The 15845-nt window shown below is 69.6% G+C and carries 12 protein-coding genes and 1 pseudogene; 6 read left to right on the top strand and 7 right to left on the bottom strand.

Annotated elements, in window-relative coordinates; genetic code table 11:
* Nucleotides 1-89: 89 nt before the first annotated feature.
* The 4 genes from J7E97_RS28630 to J7E97_RS28615 all read right to left on the bottom strand — a co-directional run bounded on the left by J7E97_RS28630 (nucleotide 90) and on the right by J7E97_RS28615 (nucleotide 4393).
* Nucleotides 90-1049, bottom strand: a complete 960-nt coding sequence (locus J7E97_RS28630) for an aldo/keto reductase family oxidoreductase (protein WP_251055308.1) — start codon at nucleotides 1047-1049, stop codon at nucleotides 90-92.
* A gap of 9 nt (nucleotides 1050-1058) precedes the next feature.
* Nucleotides 1059-3092 (bottom strand): peroxidase, encoded by a 2034-nt coding sequence (locus J7E97_RS28625; RefSeq protein WP_215033244.1) that lies wholly within the window; start codon nucleotides 3090-3092, stop codon nucleotides 1059-1061.
* 288 nt (nucleotides 3093-3380) lie between these two features.
* Nucleotides 3381-3746, bottom strand: coding sequence for a hypothetical protein (locus tag J7E97_RS28620; protein ID WP_215033241.1), 366 nt, complete (start codon nucleotides 3744-3746; stop codon nucleotides 3381-3383).
* Between the two features lie 152 nt (nucleotides 3747-3898).
* A complete protein-coding gene (locus J7E97_RS28615) occupies nucleotides 3899-4393 on the bottom strand; it encodes a GNAT family N-acetyltransferase (RefSeq protein WP_215033238.1) in 495 nt (164 codons plus the stop codon).
* Between the two features lie 212 nt (nucleotides 4394-4605).
* On the opposite strand from J7E97_RS28615, the gene J7E97_RS28610 reads away from it, so the two are divergent.
* Together J7E97_RS28610 and J7E97_RS28605 are read left to right on the top strand one after the other, a co-directional pair.
* Nucleotides 4606-5424, top strand: coding sequence for a hypothetical protein (locus J7E97_RS28610; protein WP_215033236.1), 819 nt, complete (start codon nucleotides 4606-4608; stop codon nucleotides 5422-5424).
* Between the two features lie 210 nt (nucleotides 5425-5634).
* On the top strand, nucleotides 5635-6306 hold the full coding sequence (locus J7E97_RS28605; protein ID WP_215033233.1) for a TetR/AcrR family transcriptional regulator: 672 nt from the start codon (nucleotides 5635-5637) through the stop codon (nucleotides 6304-6306).
* A 201-nt stretch (nucleotides 6307-6507) separates the two neighbouring features.
* Here J7E97_RS28605 and J7E97_RS28600 read toward each other — a convergent pair.
* Nucleotides 6508-6975 (bottom strand): annotated as a pseudogene (locus tag J7E97_RS28600) (ATP-binding cassette domain-containing protein); the annotation flags it as partial.
* A gap of 210 nt (nucleotides 6976-7185) precedes the next feature.
* On the opposite strand from J7E97_RS28600, the gene J7E97_RS28595 reads away from it, so the two are divergent.
* From J7E97_RS28595 to J7E97_RS28580, 4 genes are all read left to right on the top strand, one after another.
* Nucleotides 7186-8568, top strand: a complete 1383-nt coding sequence (locus tag J7E97_RS28595) for a tyrosine-type recombinase/integrase (protein WP_308346829.1) — start codon at nucleotides 7186-7188, stop codon at nucleotides 8566-8568.
* A 74-nt stretch (nucleotides 8569-8642) separates the two neighbouring features.
* Nucleotides 8643-10385, top strand: coding sequence for a hypothetical protein (locus J7E97_RS28590; protein WP_215033227.1), 1743 nt, complete (start codon nucleotides 8643-8645; stop codon nucleotides 10383-10385).
* On the top strand, nucleotides 10382-12556 hold the full coding sequence (locus J7E97_RS28585) for a hypothetical protein (protein ID WP_215033224.1): 2175 nt from the start codon (nucleotides 10382-10384) through the stop codon (nucleotides 12554-12556). Before J7E97_RS28590 ends, J7E97_RS28585 begins: the two co-directional genes overlap by 4 nt.
* A complete protein-coding gene (locus tag J7E97_RS28580) occupies nucleotides 12553-13029 on the top strand; it encodes a hypothetical protein (protein ID WP_215033221.1) in 477 nt (158 codons plus the stop codon). Before J7E97_RS28585 ends, J7E97_RS28580 begins: the two co-directional genes overlap by 4 nt.
* 337 nt (nucleotides 13030-13366) lie before the next feature.
* Here the strand turns inward: J7E97_RS28580 and J7E97_RS28575 are convergent, their stop codons facing one another.
* Together J7E97_RS28575 and J7E97_RS28570 are read right to left on the bottom strand one after the other, a co-directional pair.
* A complete protein-coding gene (locus J7E97_RS28575; protein WP_215033218.1) occupies nucleotides 13367-14353 on the bottom strand; it encodes a hypothetical protein in 987 nt (328 codons plus the stop codon).
* 367 nt (nucleotides 14354-14720) lie between these two features.
* On the bottom strand, nucleotides 14721-15845 hold a 1125-nt coding region (locus J7E97_RS28570), incomplete at its 5' end, for an ABC transporter ATP-binding protein/permease (RefSeq protein ID WP_215033215.1).

Here is a 15845-nt window from a genome sequence, read left to right as displayed (position 1 = left end):
GACGGGGCGAACGTTGCCTGACGCGGCACTAGAGCCCGCCCGTCCGGAGTCCGCCTGTCCTGCGCGTACCGGGTCGGAGCGCACCCCCGCTACGGCAGCGGCTCGCCCCGGGCCGTCAGCCACAGGGAGTACCACTCCTCGTGGCTGAGGTCCGGGGCGCGCAGGGCCGCGTCGCGGCAGGCCCGGATGCGCTCCGGGCGGCCGGTGCCGAGGATGGGGGCGATCCGCGCCGGGTGGCGCTGCAGCCACCACAGCAGGATCGTCTCGGGCGTCGTGTCCTTGGCCTTCGCGAGGGTGCGCAGGAGTTCGGCGGTCGCGTGCTCCCCCTCGGTCTCCTGCCGTCCGGTGAACCGGCCCTGGGCCAGGGCGCCCCAGGCCTGGAGGCGGACTCCGTTGGCCACGCAGTACTCGACGGTGCCGGCCGGGAAGCCGACGGTCGCGGCGGCCCGGGTGTTCACGAGGACCCCGTCTTCGAGCCAGTCCCGCCGGTCCAGGCTCATCTCCAGCTGGTTGGCGACGAGCGGGAAGTCGAGGTGGCGCTGGAGCTGGGCGGTCTGCGCGGCGTTCATGTTGGAGACGCCGAACTCCCTTACGAGGCCCTGGCGCCGCAGTGAGGTGAGGGTCTCGGCGGTCTCCTGCGGGTCGGCCAGGGGGTCGGGCCGGTGCAGGAGCAGGACGTCGATGACGTCGGTGCGCAGCCGCGCGAGGCTCTCCTCGACGCGGCGGGTGATGGTGGCGCCGCGCAGGTCGTAGATGCCGGGCCGGTCGCCGTCGGCGAGGCGGATCCCGCACTTGGTCTGGAGCGTGACGCGCTCCCGCAGACCGGGGGTGCGGGCCAGGACCTCGCCGAAGACGGCTTCGGACTTCCCGTGCCGGTAGATGTCGGCGTGATCGAACAGGGTGATGCCGCTTTCGAGGGCGGCCTCGATCGCCTCCTCGGCGGCGTCGATGTCCTCGGCCCGGTAGGGGCCGGGCTCCCAGCTGCCGCCGAGCGCCATGCAGCCGTAGATCAACCGGGTCTCGCCTGTCACCGCTGCCGTGATCGCCATGCGCTCACCCTACGAGGCGGAGGCCTTCCACAGCACGCGGTCCCCCTCCACGATCGTCAACTCTCCGGCGGGGCGCAGCAGGAGGCGCGCCCGCGGATGGCCGGTGGTGCCGCTGGACCAGGCCGGGCGGCCTTCGGCGGTGCGCAGGACCAGCTCGCCGTCCGGGGTGAAGACGGCGTCGTGGCCGGCGCCGCCGGTGGCGGTGTGCCACGTACGGCGGCCCTGGTCGTCGAGGAGCGCGAGCTCGCCGGCGCTCTCGAGGGTCAGGCGGACCTTGCCCGCGTCGAGGACGTCTCCCGGGCGCAGTACGGAACCGGCGTGGAATTCGATGGAGTCGTCGAGTTCCCCGGTGGTCAGGGCGCGCAGGACGGGAAGGGAGGGGCTGAAGGCGTAGACGGAGCCCTCCGTGCGCACGTACCGGCCGAAGTAGAGGGTGTCGGCCCGGCTGCCGCTCTGCGAGGAGGTCTCGAAGGCGCAGGGCGAGTCCGGTCCGACTACGGGATCGGCGCCGGTGCGCGGGTTGCGGCCGGGCGGGAAGTCCTGCTCGTTCAGCCACTTGCTCGCCACGAGCTCGAACTGCCCCACCAGGTCCGCCTGGTGGCAGACGAAGAGCAGCCCGCGCGAGGCCTCCGGGCCGTGGCCGGCGCCCAGGTCGGGGTCGTACACGGGGCCGTACGGGATTCCGCGCCGCATCAGGCGGCGTCCGTCGAGCTCCGCCTGGGCCAGCGGGGGCCGGCCCGGGGTGAGGACGAGGCCGCCGCGCGGGTTGCCCTTGCGGATGTGCGCGAAGAGCGGCATCTTCCAGCCGTCCGGGTCCGCGCTGTAGTCGAGCGTGGCGTCGGGGTCCTCACCGGGCCGGGGCAGCCGCTCGGCGGCGGGGCAGAGCGCGACGGGCATCCCGCCGGGCCAGCGTCCCATCAGCCGGGCCCCCAGCCACTCCCGGCCGGCGTCGGCGGGCGCGGAGCCGGCGCGCTGGAGTTCGGCGAGGCGCAGGGCGACCTGCGCCCACCAGCCGGGCACGTCCTGCGCGAGGCGGCGTACGACCTGGAAGGCCCCGCCGGTGGCCCAGGCGGGCAGGGCGGTGGGGCGCTGCCCGACCCTCTCGGCCCCCACCACGAACTCCCCGGCGGGGATCAGCCGGGTGCCCGGCTTGCCGAGGACGGTGCTGCCGGTGGCCGGATCGGGCTCGTCGAAGCCCCGTACGCCGGGCTGGCTGATGCAGTCGGCGAAGCCGAAGTGCTCGTGTCCGCGCAGGTCGCCGGGGAGGGTGCCGCCGTCCTGCCGGAAGAGGACCGTCGCCCCCGCCCGGCCCGCGCCGTCGCGGTGTCCGGCGACGGCGGTGGCGAGGTGCTCGGGGTCGTCGGCGGCCAGGGTGAGTACGGCGTGCACCGCGCGCCCGGGCTCCTCGGCGCCGAACAGCCAGGACTGCGGGGCGCTGGTGCCGGTGTCCCCGAGCTGCTGCGCGCGGGCGGCGGCGCCCTGGGTGAAGGCCTCGGCGCTGGATCCGGGCGGGGCGGCGGGGAAGGGCTCCTTGCCCGCGAACAGGCGCAGGCCCGGATGGGTGAGGCTGAGCCCGGTCCACAGACGGGACATCGACTCGGGATCGATGCCGCCTGCGCGCCGACGGGCCTTGCTGAAGGCCTGGTTGAAGCGCGCCACTTCCTCGGTGGTGGAGATCGAGGGCAGCAGGCGGGCCAGCCACTGGCGGGCCTGGCCGGCGTCGCGGAAGTGGAGGAAGAGCAGGCAGGCGTGGTCCTTGCGGAAGCCGGCGAGGATGTCGCCCTGGCTGTGGCGGTCGGTGCGCAGCGGGAGGGGGTCTTCGACGGCGGCGGCCCGTGCGGGTTCCGCGGCGGTCCGTGCGGTTTCCGCGACCCCCGCCGGTACTCCGGCGGCCACCGCCCCGGCCGGGGCCGACGCCGCCCACGCCGTCGGGGTGAGGCCTGCGGTGATACCGGCGGCGGCAAGGGCCGCGGCCTTGGCCACGGACCTGCGGGCGGGTCCGGCGTGGGGGCAGCCCGGGGGCGGCAGCGGGGCGGAGGCCATCGGCTTGCTCCAAGGGGGAAGGGTGTGGGGGGTGCGAGGGGTGCGGAGGGCCGTCGGGCAGGACGGACGGCATTGGAGTGGTAGCCGCGCGGCAGCCGCTGGGCGGGTCGAGCTTCCAGCCCCCCTGCGCGTCCCGCACCGCCAACTCCCGCTACGCGGGGGCGTCGTGGGGGTTGGGGATCTCGTTTACGTAATCGCGCGTGTCGTATCCACCGCTGGCCGTCGACAGCGCCTCCTCGTACGCGGTCGCGGGCGAGGCGGGGAGCAGGCTGAGGAAGGTACTCGCGATCAGGGCGCGGGCGGCTCCGGGACGGGACGGGGCATGGGAGACCCGGTGGAGTGGCCGCGCACCTGCGTCCTCGTGTCCGCCGGCATCCGGCCGGCCGCCGGGTACGGGTCTATGAGGGCGCCCGCCTCCGCGTGGTTCCCCTTGCGGCCGACCTCCAGGTCCCGGGCGGAACCCACCATCAGGGAAACCAGGGTGAGGACGAGGAAGAAGACGACCCCGGGGGCGGTACCGACGGCCGTACCGACGGCCGAGCCCGCCTCCGGCATGCCGCGGTGGGCCGCCAGGCAGTGGCCCAGCCTCACGGCGCCCACGGCGATCCCGGCGGCTCCGAGGACGGCGATGACAGCGAAGACGGCGACAACCATGCGGGCGGGGACTCCTCGGTGCGGGTCGGCCGGCAGCTCGCGCTGCCGGTGATCAACACCCTCCGTGATCTTTCCCGCCCGCGCGCGCCGGGCGCACCGATGGGGTGACGCACCGTCTCCCCGCCACAGCACCAGGCCCTCCGGCCTGGGCGTCACGTCCTTGCGGGCAGGGGCTTTCGATAGCTCAGCCCGGGGCGGCCGTCGAGGGTGAGGTCGCCCACCACCTCGAAGCCGCTTCGGGTCAGGACCGTCGCGGAGGCCGGGTTGTCGAGGGTGGTGACCGCCGTGAGGGCGCGCAGTCCGTACTCCGAGGCGGCGAGGCAGCAGACCTCGGCGACGGCGGCCGTCGCCGTGCCCCGGCCCGCGGCGCGTTCGCCGATGCGGTAGCCGAGTTCGGCAACGCCGTCCTCGACGTCCACGAGGTTGACGCGGCCGGCCAGTTCTCCGTCGGCCTCGTCGATCACGAGGTGGAAGTGGCAGGACCCTTCGTCCTGTTCGGCGAGCAGGGCACGGTGGCGGGCTTCGAACTCCTCGAAGTAGGCGTCCCCGCGGTCCGGTACGGACCGTGCGAAGTACTCCCTGTTCTCCCGCTCGAAGGCCAGCAGGCCGTCTCCGTGATCGGCCCTGAGCCGCTCCAGTCGCAACATTCCGGAAGCATAACCAGGCCGAACGGCGCGGCCCGAGGGGATTTTCCCGGCCCGTCGGGGGAACACCGCCCCGGGAAAACCCGCGCGGCAGCGGCGGAACGTAAAGGGAACCCGGAAAGTCGTCGGAGCATGCGAGCGTGGGAGGATGCCCGACTGTCCCGACTGTCCGCAGGGATGGACACCGGTACGGGTAAATGACCAAGGGGTGGGAAATGAAGGCAAACAGGACGGCTGCGGGCATCGCCGCAGCACTGTTCGTGGCAGCGGGCATGAGCGGCTGCGCGGTCGGCACATCCGTGGGCAAGCAGGCCGCCGATTCGGCGGAGACGCTCGTCGCGACGCTCGCGAAGGCCTCCGACGACGCCTCGAAGGCGGGCTCGGCCGACGTCAAGATGACCGTGACGATGCCCGACACCGGCGGCAAGCCGGTCGCGATGAACGGCGTCTACTCGTGGGGCAACGGCCTCGCGATGGAGGCCGAGATGCCGGCCAAGGACCTTGAGATGGAGGAACTGGTCGCTGACGGCACGATCACGTTCCGACTCGTCCAGGGTTCGTACTACTACGGCATCGACCCGGCATCCGACGGCCCCTTCAAGGGCAAGACCTGGCTGAAGCTCGACGCCTCGGCCGTGCTGGGCGACAAGGGCGCCGCGGCCATGGAATCGGGCAACAACGATCCGACGGCCGGGCTGAAGACCCTCAAGTGGGCCAATAACGTCACCAAGGTCGGCAAGGAGGACGTCAACGGCAAGAGCTCCGTGCACTACCGCGCCACGATCCCCTCGGACAAGTTGGGCGACGCCGCTTCCGCGTTCGGCGCGGTGGGCGGTGACGGCGGCGAGCTCGTCGCCGACGTCTGGGTGGACGACAAGGGCATGCCCTCGCGGCTGAACCAGACCTTCGGCACCATGAGCGTCAACGTGGACTTCCTGTCGTTCGGCGTGGCGAAGGCCATCTCCGCCCCGCCGGCCGCCGACACCGCGGACATCACCGACACGGTGAAGAGCGGTGGCGTGGGCCAGGGCTGACCCGAAGCGGGTGGACCGGCCGGCAAGGTTCTCGCCGGCCGGTCTTTCTTTGGCCCTCAACTAAACCAGACGGTTCAGTCTCGACACTGAACTGGACGGTTCGGAGTGCAGCGGGAGGGCGGCCACCGGCCCGCGCGTGGCGCAAACCGAACGGTTCAGTTCATATACTGGAACCGCACACAGCACCGCGCGGATACGAAGGACACCCCCATGGACGCCGAGACGGCGCACGCCACGGACGAGTACGGCATCCCGGTCATCCCCGGGCCCTCGGACGCCGCCCAGCGCAAACGGCAGGCGATCATCGACGCGGCCGCCGCCGAGTTCCTGGCCGAGGGTTACTCGGCCGCCTCCATGGACGCGATCACCAGCCGCTCCGGCGTGTCCAAAGCGACCATCTACAAGCACTTCGGCAACAAGGAACGGCTCTTCCTCGCCGTCATCGGCGGCATCCTGCCCCGGACCTACGCCGGCCTCGAGCCCTGCAGCTCCACCATCGCGGACGCCCCCGACCTGCGGGCCGCCTTGGTCAGCCTCACCCGGGACTGGGCCGCGCTGCTGCTGCGCCCCGACATCATGTCGCTGCGCCGCCTGGTGATCGGCGAGATCGACCGCTTCCCGCAGCTCGGCCAGCTCTGGTACCGCGTCACGTACGACATGAACAACGGCCCCCTCGTCGAGGCCGTCACCGAGCTCAACCGGCGCGGGAAGCTCGACGTCCCCGACCCCGCCCTCGCCGTCCAGCAACTCGTCGCCGCCACCGTCGGGGTCCCCCAGCTCATCCACACCTTCGCGCCCGCCGCCGAGGTCGACGCGGCCGAGCTCACCCGCGTGGTCGCCTCGGGCGTGGACCTGTTCCTGGCCCGGTACGCCGCCTCGTAGCCGCGCGCGGTGCCACCGGGACCCGCACCCGATGCCGATGGCCCCCACACCCGAACCGCCACCGCCCGTACGGACACGGGTGGTTGGCCCGACACGTGGATCCGGAACAGCGGGAGTCGCGGATCCCGTACGCCGTCCGTCCTTGCGCGTACGGGACGGGGGGATCCGCGGCTCCGTGCCGTCAGCGCCCGCGACCCGCCGTCAGCGGTCCTGGGAGAGGCCGTACAGCTCGGCGAAGGTGCCGCCGAGGGCGGTCAGTTCGGCGAAGGTGCCGGATTCGATCAGGCGGCCCTTTTCCAGGACGATGATGCGGTCGGCCAGGCGGCAGTTCTCCATCCGGTGCGTGACGATCATGGTGATCCGGTCCTCCTTCATCGCCTGCAGCCCGGTGAAGATCTGGTGCTCGCCCCGTGCGTCCATCGCCGAGGTCGGTTCGTCCATGATCAGGAGCCGGGGCTTGCGGTGGAAGGCGCGGGCGCAGGCCAGGCGCTGCCACTGTCCGCCGGAGGGTTCGTGGCCTCCCCACAGTGAGCGGGCCAGGAGCGTGTCGAGGCCCTGCGGGTAGTCGCGGACGGCCCCGCGCATGCCGACCGCGTCGAGCGCCTCCCACACCGCGTCCTCACCGCGCTCGTCGGGCTGGCCGAGGGTGACGTTCTCGCGGGCGGTGATTATGTTGGCACTTCCGGGTGTCTCACAGGCCCGCTGCTCGTTGGGCATGGGGAGACCGTCCCGCAGGGCTCTTGGGGGTGTTGAGTGGATTCCGATTTTGTTGCGGCTGAAAGTGTCGAGCTGTCACAGACGGTGTCTGAGGCAGTAGTTGCCTCGCATCGGACTTCGTTCAGGCGGACCTCGCCCGGCTCACTCCCGGACGCCGTCGATGTGCTGCGCAGAGCTGGCGTCACCGAGCGCGTTCCGTTCATCCTGGCAGCCGACGGTTCGTACGACCTACCGCTGAACCGGTTCATTCGGGAGTTGCCCGAGTGGGGCGTGAAGTCGGAGAACGGGGTCAGTGGCTACTGCTCGGACATCATGCTGATCTGCCGTTTCCTGCATGAAGCCCGGGGCGGGAAGAACATCTGGCAGATGGACGGGGATGATCTGCGGGCCTACAAGCAGGCCCGGCTGTTCGCGGCGGATCCGGACGACCGGATCAAGGAGAGCACCTGGGGCCGGGCGATGGCCGCGTTGGACAAGTGGGTGCGCTGGTCGTTGTACGAGGGCCTGTTGGAAAAGGAGCCGTTCCGATACGTCGACAAGACGGTGATGACTGCTCAGGGCGCCAAGCAGGTCCGGGTGATTGCCGAAGGCGAGGTTGAGTGGCATCGCGAGCCGATCACATTCGTGCCGTACGAGGAGTACCTCCTGTGGCGCGATGTGGGGCTGCTGGGGTGCCTGCCGGGCGGCGGACGTGATCCTAAGTGGCGCGGGCGCAACGGCGAGCGCAACGCCTTGTTCGCGGATCTGCTGGTGTGCACCGGGATGCGGCTGGGCGAGGCGTCGAGTCTGCTGGTCCCCGAGCTGCCGCCGCTCGCGCCGGAGCGCGGCGACCTGCACCTGTCGGCGGCTGTCACCAAGCGGCACCGACCTCGGACGGTGTTCATGCGGAAGCAGGTCCTGCGGGAGCTGCACCACTACCTGGCCATCGAGCGCGACGAGCTCGTCCAGCGCCGTGGTCTCGGCGGCGCGTACGAGAACTGGAAGGATCCGCTGCTGGTTCGTCGGGCCAATCGGCAGGCCGTTGTTGTCGAGGGTGCAGGGCGATCGTGGGCGTACTCCTCGATCGATGCTGACCGGCGGCGTCGGCTGGTGTCCGTCGACACTCACGGGCAGCCGGCCGGCCCACTGTGGCTCTGGCTGGGCGAGGACGGGCAACCGTTGCGGAGCTCGACCTGGCAGTCGGCGTTCCGGCGGGCCAATGAGCGGTGCGCGAAGTTCGGTGTCGACCTTGAGGTCCATCCGCACACGCTGCGGCACACCTTTGCGGTGCACATGCTGGGTCTGCTGCTGAGGCAGACAGTGCGTGCAATGGGGATGCAGGAGGATCGCCGCTTCACCCTCGCCCAGATTAAGCGGATGCTGATCGGCAATCCGATGCGCAAGCTGCAGCTGTTGCTTGGCCATGCCCGCGAGGAGACCGTCTACGCGTATCTCGACGTGCTGGACGAAGCCCAGGAGATCGTGCTGTCAGCTCTTGCGGAATGGGACGAGCAGGCCGCGGCTCTCGACCAATTGCAAGTTCCCGCTGCGAGGGTGGCCCTGTGAGCGCGCGCCGGGTCCGCTTCTCTGCGGCCGAGGACGTTCCCGCGCCGTGCGAGCCGGTGCCTCGGCTGGGGCCCGTGGTGTTCACCGTGACCTTCAGCGGGGTGGAGGAGGTCGTCGACCTGTCCGACCTGCCGTGCCCCCGCCTCACCCGGGCATTGGCGGAAGCCCTGGTGCAGTCGCCCGTAAGCCGGGGATCGGTGCAGAACCGGAAGCGCTTTCGGCGTTACCTGCTCGGCACCGTGCGCCAATTCATCGCCCTCGCGGCGGCAAGTGCGCCAGAGCTGGCGGACGACCTGGATCTGGACGACCTGGAACCCGAACTGCTGGACGCCTACGAGTCGATATTGATCGCCGAGTACGGCCAGGACAGCAAGGAGCCATACGTCATCATGTCGTGCCTGGTTGCCTTGCTCCGGTCCGTCCGGGAGGCCTACCCGGGCGCGATCGATCCGGCCTTCGCCGCGCGCCTCGGCTATGCCACCGCGGACGCGAACCGGCGTCATATGAAGCCGCTGGACTCCTATCCGCTGCCGGTCTTCGAGGCACTGGAAGCCGCCTCGCTCGCCAGCGTCGGAGAGATCCGCGACCGGATCCTGGAGGGCGAGCGCCTGGCAGCCACCGGAAATGATCCGGCGGTCCATGGATGGGACCGCCTCGAGAACATCCTGTGGCACACCGAGCACCACGGCCCCCTGCGTCCTGTCCACAGCCGCATCCCGGGTGTCATCCGGCACGGCGGTATCCGCGAGATCAACACCCGCCTGTTCCTGACCAACGAGGACGTGATCCCCTTCCAAATCCTGCTGGCCTGCCAGACCGGCATGGAACCAGAAAGCATCAAGCAGCTGCAGACCGGCTGCCTGGCCAACCCTGCGCGCGGCTACGTCAACCTGGCTTACGTGAAGCGTCGGGCACGGGGCAATCCCCACAAGACCATGCGGGTCCGTGACAGCGGAACCCTCCGGTCTCCCGGCGGCGTCGTACGCCTGGCCCTGCGCCTCACCCGGCGGGCCCGCGGACTGGTCGAGGCCCCGGACCTGTGGGTGACCGTTTCACGTCGGACCGGCGAGGTGACGGCCCGCTTCGTGGAGCGGATCGTCGTCGACACCCCGTACCGGCGGGCATGGATGCACGCCCACGGGATCGAGGGCATGCAGGACAGAGGAGGAGTCCCGGTCACCCTCGACCTGCGGCGGCTGCGCAAGACCTACAAGTCGCAGCAGTACCTGAGGGCCGGCGGGATCCTGCTGGACTTCGCAAGCGGTCACACGCCGGAGGTTGCAGGCAGGCACTACGGCGACATCGGCGCGCACGAGGAGATCCATGACCAGGCGGTGGAGGCGGGCCTGGCCCAGGCGCTGGCCGTCGTACTGCCGCCCCCCGTGGTCCTGGACGACGACGGCCGGCGCCTGGACGAAGGAACGGTGGAGATCGCCCCCGATGCAGTTCGCGATGCCCTGTCGGGGGCGACGGATGTGTGGCTGTCCTCCTGTCAGGACTTCTTCGCCTCCCCTTATGCGGGCAAGAAGGGAGCGCCGTGCCCTGTGCCGCCATGGGTGTGCCTGGAGTGCCCGAACGCCGTGTTCGGCACCCGCCATCTGCCGGCGGTGCTGTCCACTCTGGCCACGATCGAGCGTCAGCGCGAGGAATTCTCTGCTGCTGAATGGCAGAGCCGCTTCGGGACCGCGCACCAGCGGATCACCACCGGCGTGCTGGCCCAGTTCAGCACCGCGCAGATCGCTACCGCCCGAGCCATCGCCGAGGGCGACGGGGCCCGCCTCGCCCTTCCGCCTTCCTTCTTGGAGGTCCTGACGTGACGACTTTCCACAACCCCGCTCTGGAGCCTGTGCTCGAAGCCGATGAGGAGTACGTGTTTCCCGCTCGCGTGACCGCCGGCCTGGCCGATAGGGGACCACGGTTCAGCGACGACGTATGGGACTTGCGTCTCGTCCTGCCCCGGACCGCTATGAGCACGCGCCTGATGTTCACCGGATTCGCCCCGGGGGAGGACCGGCAGACTGCCAAGGAGTACCTCTACTCTCGGCTGCGGCACCCGTCCGGACGGATGGGCCTGCCGATGAAGCCCACCGGCGCCTACGAGGAACTGACATTGTTCGCCCGCGTCCTGCGGGACCTACGCGGCGTCGGTGCGCCACAGCTGCGCGATGTCGAGCGGCACCACCTCACCGCTGCCCTGGCCGTGTGGAAGCAGGAGAGTGCGCATGCGGCCAGTGCGGCTGTCCGCCTGCTCCAGCACGTGGCCGCCCACAGCGCTTTCCTGACCCGCGACCGGTTGGGCCTGGTCCCCTGGGCGGGACGATCCGCCAAAGCAGTCGCCGGGCTGGACAAGCCGACCGAGAACACGACCCCGCGCATCCCCGAGGATGTGATGCGTGCACTGCTGGGCGCTGCCCTCTTCTACGTGGAGACTGCCAGCCGAGACATCTTCGCGGCCCAGGAGGAGTTGGCCCGTCTCGAACAGAACTGGAGCCGTCGCTCGAAGGCTGCTGACGGCGAGGTCATGCAACGGCTGGATGCCTTCGTCGAGGCGCGCCGGGCTGCGGGCCGCGGTCTGCCGGCGCTCCCCCTCGCCCTCGTACACACCAAGCCCGGGGCCCGGATCGTCAACGGGGTGGTGCAGGCCCCCAACCTGCGCATGCTCACCTTGCTCCTCCGCGCTGGGCACATCCACCATTTGCTGCCTCGGATCACGGAGGCGGGTCAGGAACTGGGCTGGGAAGACGGCGGCCTGGCCACGAACATCTCGCCGTGGCCGGCCACGGGGCTGCCCTGGCGCCCGGAGATGTCGCCGGCGACCCTGGCCGCCGAAATCGTCAGCCTCCGAGTGGCATGCTGGATCGTGATCGCTTACCTGTCGGGCATGCGCGACGTGGAAGTGCGCGAACTCGGCCGTGACTGCGCCTTCACGGAACCAGGAGCCGACGGCCGCCCGCGCCACAAGCTTCGCGGTCGTGTCTTCAAGGGACGCCGTCTCAGTGGGGACGAAGCCGAGTGGGTGGTCCTCGACGTCGTTCATCGCGCAGTCGAGGTGCTGCTTCACATCAACGATGACCCGACCCACCTGTTCGGCTACACCGGCGGCCCGAACGTCGGCTACGTGATGCTGCGAGCCGTCCCCGGCCGCCTCGCCGTCTTCTGCGCCCACCTCGACGACCTGTTCCGCACCGAGGAGGGCCCCTACCTCCCGCTCGTCGCCACGTCGCCTGCACCGGTGGAACCAGCGCCGGAGACCGAAGCCCAGGCAGAGGACCGCGAAGCACCCCAGCGGGAAGGGTGCACTGCTGAACAGCAGGAGACGCAACTGATGCCCTGGGCCTTCAACACCCGGCAGTTCCGCCGCACGCTGGCCTGGCACATCGCACATCAGCCCTTCGGGGTCGTCGCCGGCACACGGCAGTACAAACATGCCGCATACGCGATCTTCGAGGGCTACGCGGGGACTTCGGCCTCGGGTTTCGCCGATGAGGTCGCCGCCGATCAGATGGTGGCCAGGCTCGACTACGTGGAGGACCTCTTCCACGACTGGAACGACGGCGGTAAATCTGCGGGCGGAGCGGCCCAACGCGTCGAGGCCGAGTTCGACCGCATCCGGGCCGAACTGGGCGACCTGCCCGGTGTGGTGTCCAGCCCTGTACGCCTGCGCGCGATGCTCAATAACCTGACCCGCACATTGCACCCTGGCCTGCTCAACGACTGCTTCCACCAGGCCGAGACGGCCGTCTGCAACAAGCGGGCCAAATTGGCTGGACGGCCGCTGCCGATGCTGAGCATGTGCCTCCAGTGCCCCAACTCCCGCCGGTCCGCCATCCATCTGCCACGACTGGCTCGGGCCCGAGACCTCACCCATCAGGACTTCAGCGACCTGGACGCCCTGCCACCCCTCCAGAGGATCGCCATCACCGAACACCTGGCCTCGCTGACGCGACTGATCGCCGAGATCAACGACGAGGGGAGTGTCCCTGCATGACTTCCAGCGATGCAGCCCCGACTGTCTTTGCCCGCCTCGCCAGGGAACACCTGGACCTGAGCGAGATCGACCGCCGCATCATGCGCGCCTTCGAAGAACTCGTCGACGGCCGCCCGCAGACGACCGACGGCGCTCTGACCGTCGTCAACATCGCGGCGGAGGCTGGCGTGGGCCGGGCCTCGTACTACCGTTCCCCGGTCGCTGCCGCGATCAAGGAGATCCTCGCGGCCCCTGAGGTGAGACGTCCTGAGGTAGACGAACTCAGGGCAGAGATCACACGCCGACGGGCAGCCGAACGCGACCTACGCAAGGGGAAGGCCACCGAGATCCGCGAACTCCAGGACACGGTCACCGCCTACGCCAACCACATCCAGGCACTGACCTTGCGAAACGCCGAACTGGAGGAAGACGCACGCAGACTTCGTGGCCAGGTCGAGGAGGGGACCAGAGGAACGGTGAGCCCACTTCGGTAGGTAACAGGCAGGACCAGTGTGATCCGGGGCCGAGAAACGATCAAGACTTGCGATTCGAGGCCGCCGTTGATCTCCAGGGACTCTGACACGGTCGTTGCACAGCAGCGGCCGTGGATCAGTTGCTGCCGGGCGGTCCCTGATTCCTACTGGCAGTCGGTCTGCGATCCGAGCAAGATGGTCGAGTGGCTGTGATATCCGCACGACGTGCCCATCGCCCCGGGCAGCCAGCCGACGCACGTGGCAAGGTCTCCCGCCGGGTCGTCCGGCAGGGCCCGGGGAAGTGGGGGAACGTCTGATTTGACGCGACAATCCCCTACCTCTCTGGGGCCCTGCTCTCTCAGGTTGCCGTGAGCGTCACGGTGTTCGACCACAGGGTGCCCGTCGCATCCTTGGGATTACTTCGTGCATCGTTGGCTGAGAAACTGTAGGTCTGCGGAGGGCTGATTGCGAAGGTGATCGGGAAGTTAATGCCTCCCGAACCGTTGGCTGTGGTGTCGAAGAAAACGGTTGCGGGGTTGGCGTTGTTGACGACGCGCACGTGTACCACGTGATTCGGGAGAAATCCTTGCCCGCTAACGGTGAAGGTCGGGCCCGTCCTATCGTAGCTGACAGAGATGGTCGGCGGGGCCGGAGGGGCCGGGGGCTTATAAAACTCCGCTGTGTGAGGGAGGACGAAGTTGAAGCCATACTCTGCATGGCTCCCGCCGTCCGGACATGCGCCTCTCCTGCCCTTCTTGTCGCCTGCGTAGAACATGCCGAAGCACTTCCAGCAGAAGCGCCACCCCTGCTGATTGCCCCCAGGGGGTTCTGGCACATCGTGCAACAGGACGAAGTTGAAGCTGTCGGAGGTTGCCCCATGTGCCTGGCCGGCTGGGCATACGCCCGCTCTGGGGAAATGGCCATCTTCGCGGCCGTAGTACAGTCCGAAGCATTTGGGGCAGAAAACCCAATCCCTCTGAGTGTTCGGGGTTTCTGGCACATTGTGCGGGAGGACAAAGTTAAAGCCGTACTTCCGATGCGCGCCACCGCCTGGGCACACGCCCATATGGCCATTCGAGTCGCCGGAGTAGAACATTCCGAAGCACTGGGAGCAGAAGTGCCACTCCGGCTGGCCAGCCAGAGTCACCGCATCGCCGCTGAGCACACCAGCGACTGACTTGGCACAGGCGCCAGTCGTAAGGAGTGCCGTCGTCACCCCCAGGGTGCGCGCCACGAAGACGCGGCGAGTCGTCGAATGCGAGTCCTCTCCATCGAGTGGTTCGGCCTGGCCTCCGCGGGTTCCGAGTATCGAATCGCTGCTGTTGCGCTGGTCGTTTGAGGTCATATCATCTCTCCGGCGATTGCGTCGAGTGGGATGGTCAGGCGGTGAATGTTGGGGGCCTAGAATGCATTTCTGCCGCGCGCTTACGTGCAACGGTGCTCATTTATGGGGGCGCGGCTCGAACAGACACGGCGTGGAGATCACTGTTCACGAGAACGTGATTGTTCCTAGGATCCTGGGACCAACATGGCACCTGGGTGTGACGTCCGCACGCCCAGAGATCGACGGTCTGCTCCATATGGGGATTGCGTTCGAGATCGCGGTGGTGAGCCTGCTCGTTGCACGGTCTTCCGCACTGGGTCCAAAGGGGCTCAGTTTCAGAACCAGTCCACTGACGATGAGACAGCCGTTCCTGGGACACCTTGACAGATCACATAACGGTGAAGGGCCATTGCGCGAAGGACTGGGCGACCAGGCCGACGTGCGTCCACAGGGTCCGCTGGTCGTGCGCGCGCGTCGGGGTGCCGTCCCAGTACGCCTCCCCGTCGCTCGGGACCGTCAGGCCGGTCAGCAGCCGGATGAGGGTGGACTTCCCGGCGCCGTTCTCGCCGACGACGGCGATGATCTCGCCCCGGGACAGCGACAGGCTGACCGGGCCGAGCGCCGGGGTGTCCTTGCCCGGGTAGGTGTACGAGGCGTTCTCCAGGCTGACCTTCTCCGGCGGCTCCGCCTCGACGGAGCCCCGGGTGGCGGCCAGTTCGCGGGCCTGCTCCAGGAAGAGGCGGTAGTCCTCGAGGTAGAGGGCGTGCTGGAACATGTACGCCCCGTAGACCACGAGGCTGGAGAGCGCGGAGGCCGAGGTGCGCATGGCGACGATCGCCGTGCCCGCCGCGGCCAGGGCCATGGAACCGGTGAGGACGAGCCCGGCGAGCGCCGCCCAGGTGCCGAGCTGGAACAGGCCGCCGAGGGCCGCGGCGAGGAGCGAGACCCGCAGGTAGCGGGGGGCGGAGCCGACGAGCTTGGCGTCGATGCGGCCGCAGACGGCGGCGTACCAGGCGTGCGCGTAGGGGCGCATGGAGTTGCAGCGCAGTTCGTCACCGAGCTTGTGGGTGGTGAGGTACCAGCGCATCATGCCGCGGATGTTGCGCGAGGCGATCGTCTCGTTGTGGAGGGCGTAGTCGAGCCGGGCGGCGATGACGGCGCCCGTGCCGCGCGGCACGGCGCAGAGCAGCAGCAACGGCATCAGGACGGGGTGGACCACGGCGAGGACGCCGGCGACCGCGAGGAGGTTGACCAGGCCGTTGGTGAAGGCCATCGCGTCCTTGACGAGCATGGAGGAGCGGGCGGCCCCGATCTCGGCGGCCTCCGAGCGGTCGGAGAACGCGGGCTCGTCGTAGGCGGAGACCTCCACGTCCATGTGGGCGTCGACCATCTCCAAGTCGGCCGTCGTGGCCAGGCGCGGGGTGAGCCGGCGGGCCGCGCTGCCCGCGGCGATCTCGGCCGTCGTGCCGACTCCGGCCGCCACGGCCGCGACGGCCAGCGGCCGGGCGGCGGC

Origin of the sequence: Streptomyces sp. ISL-66 (genome assembly GCF_018614135.1) — a bacterium.
Taxonomy (GTDB): Bacteria; Actinomycetota; Actinomycetes; order Streptomycetales; family Streptomycetaceae; genus Streptomyces.
Note: the sequence above shows the minus strand (reverse complement) of the source record. Positions and strands in the feature narration are given on the sequence as shown.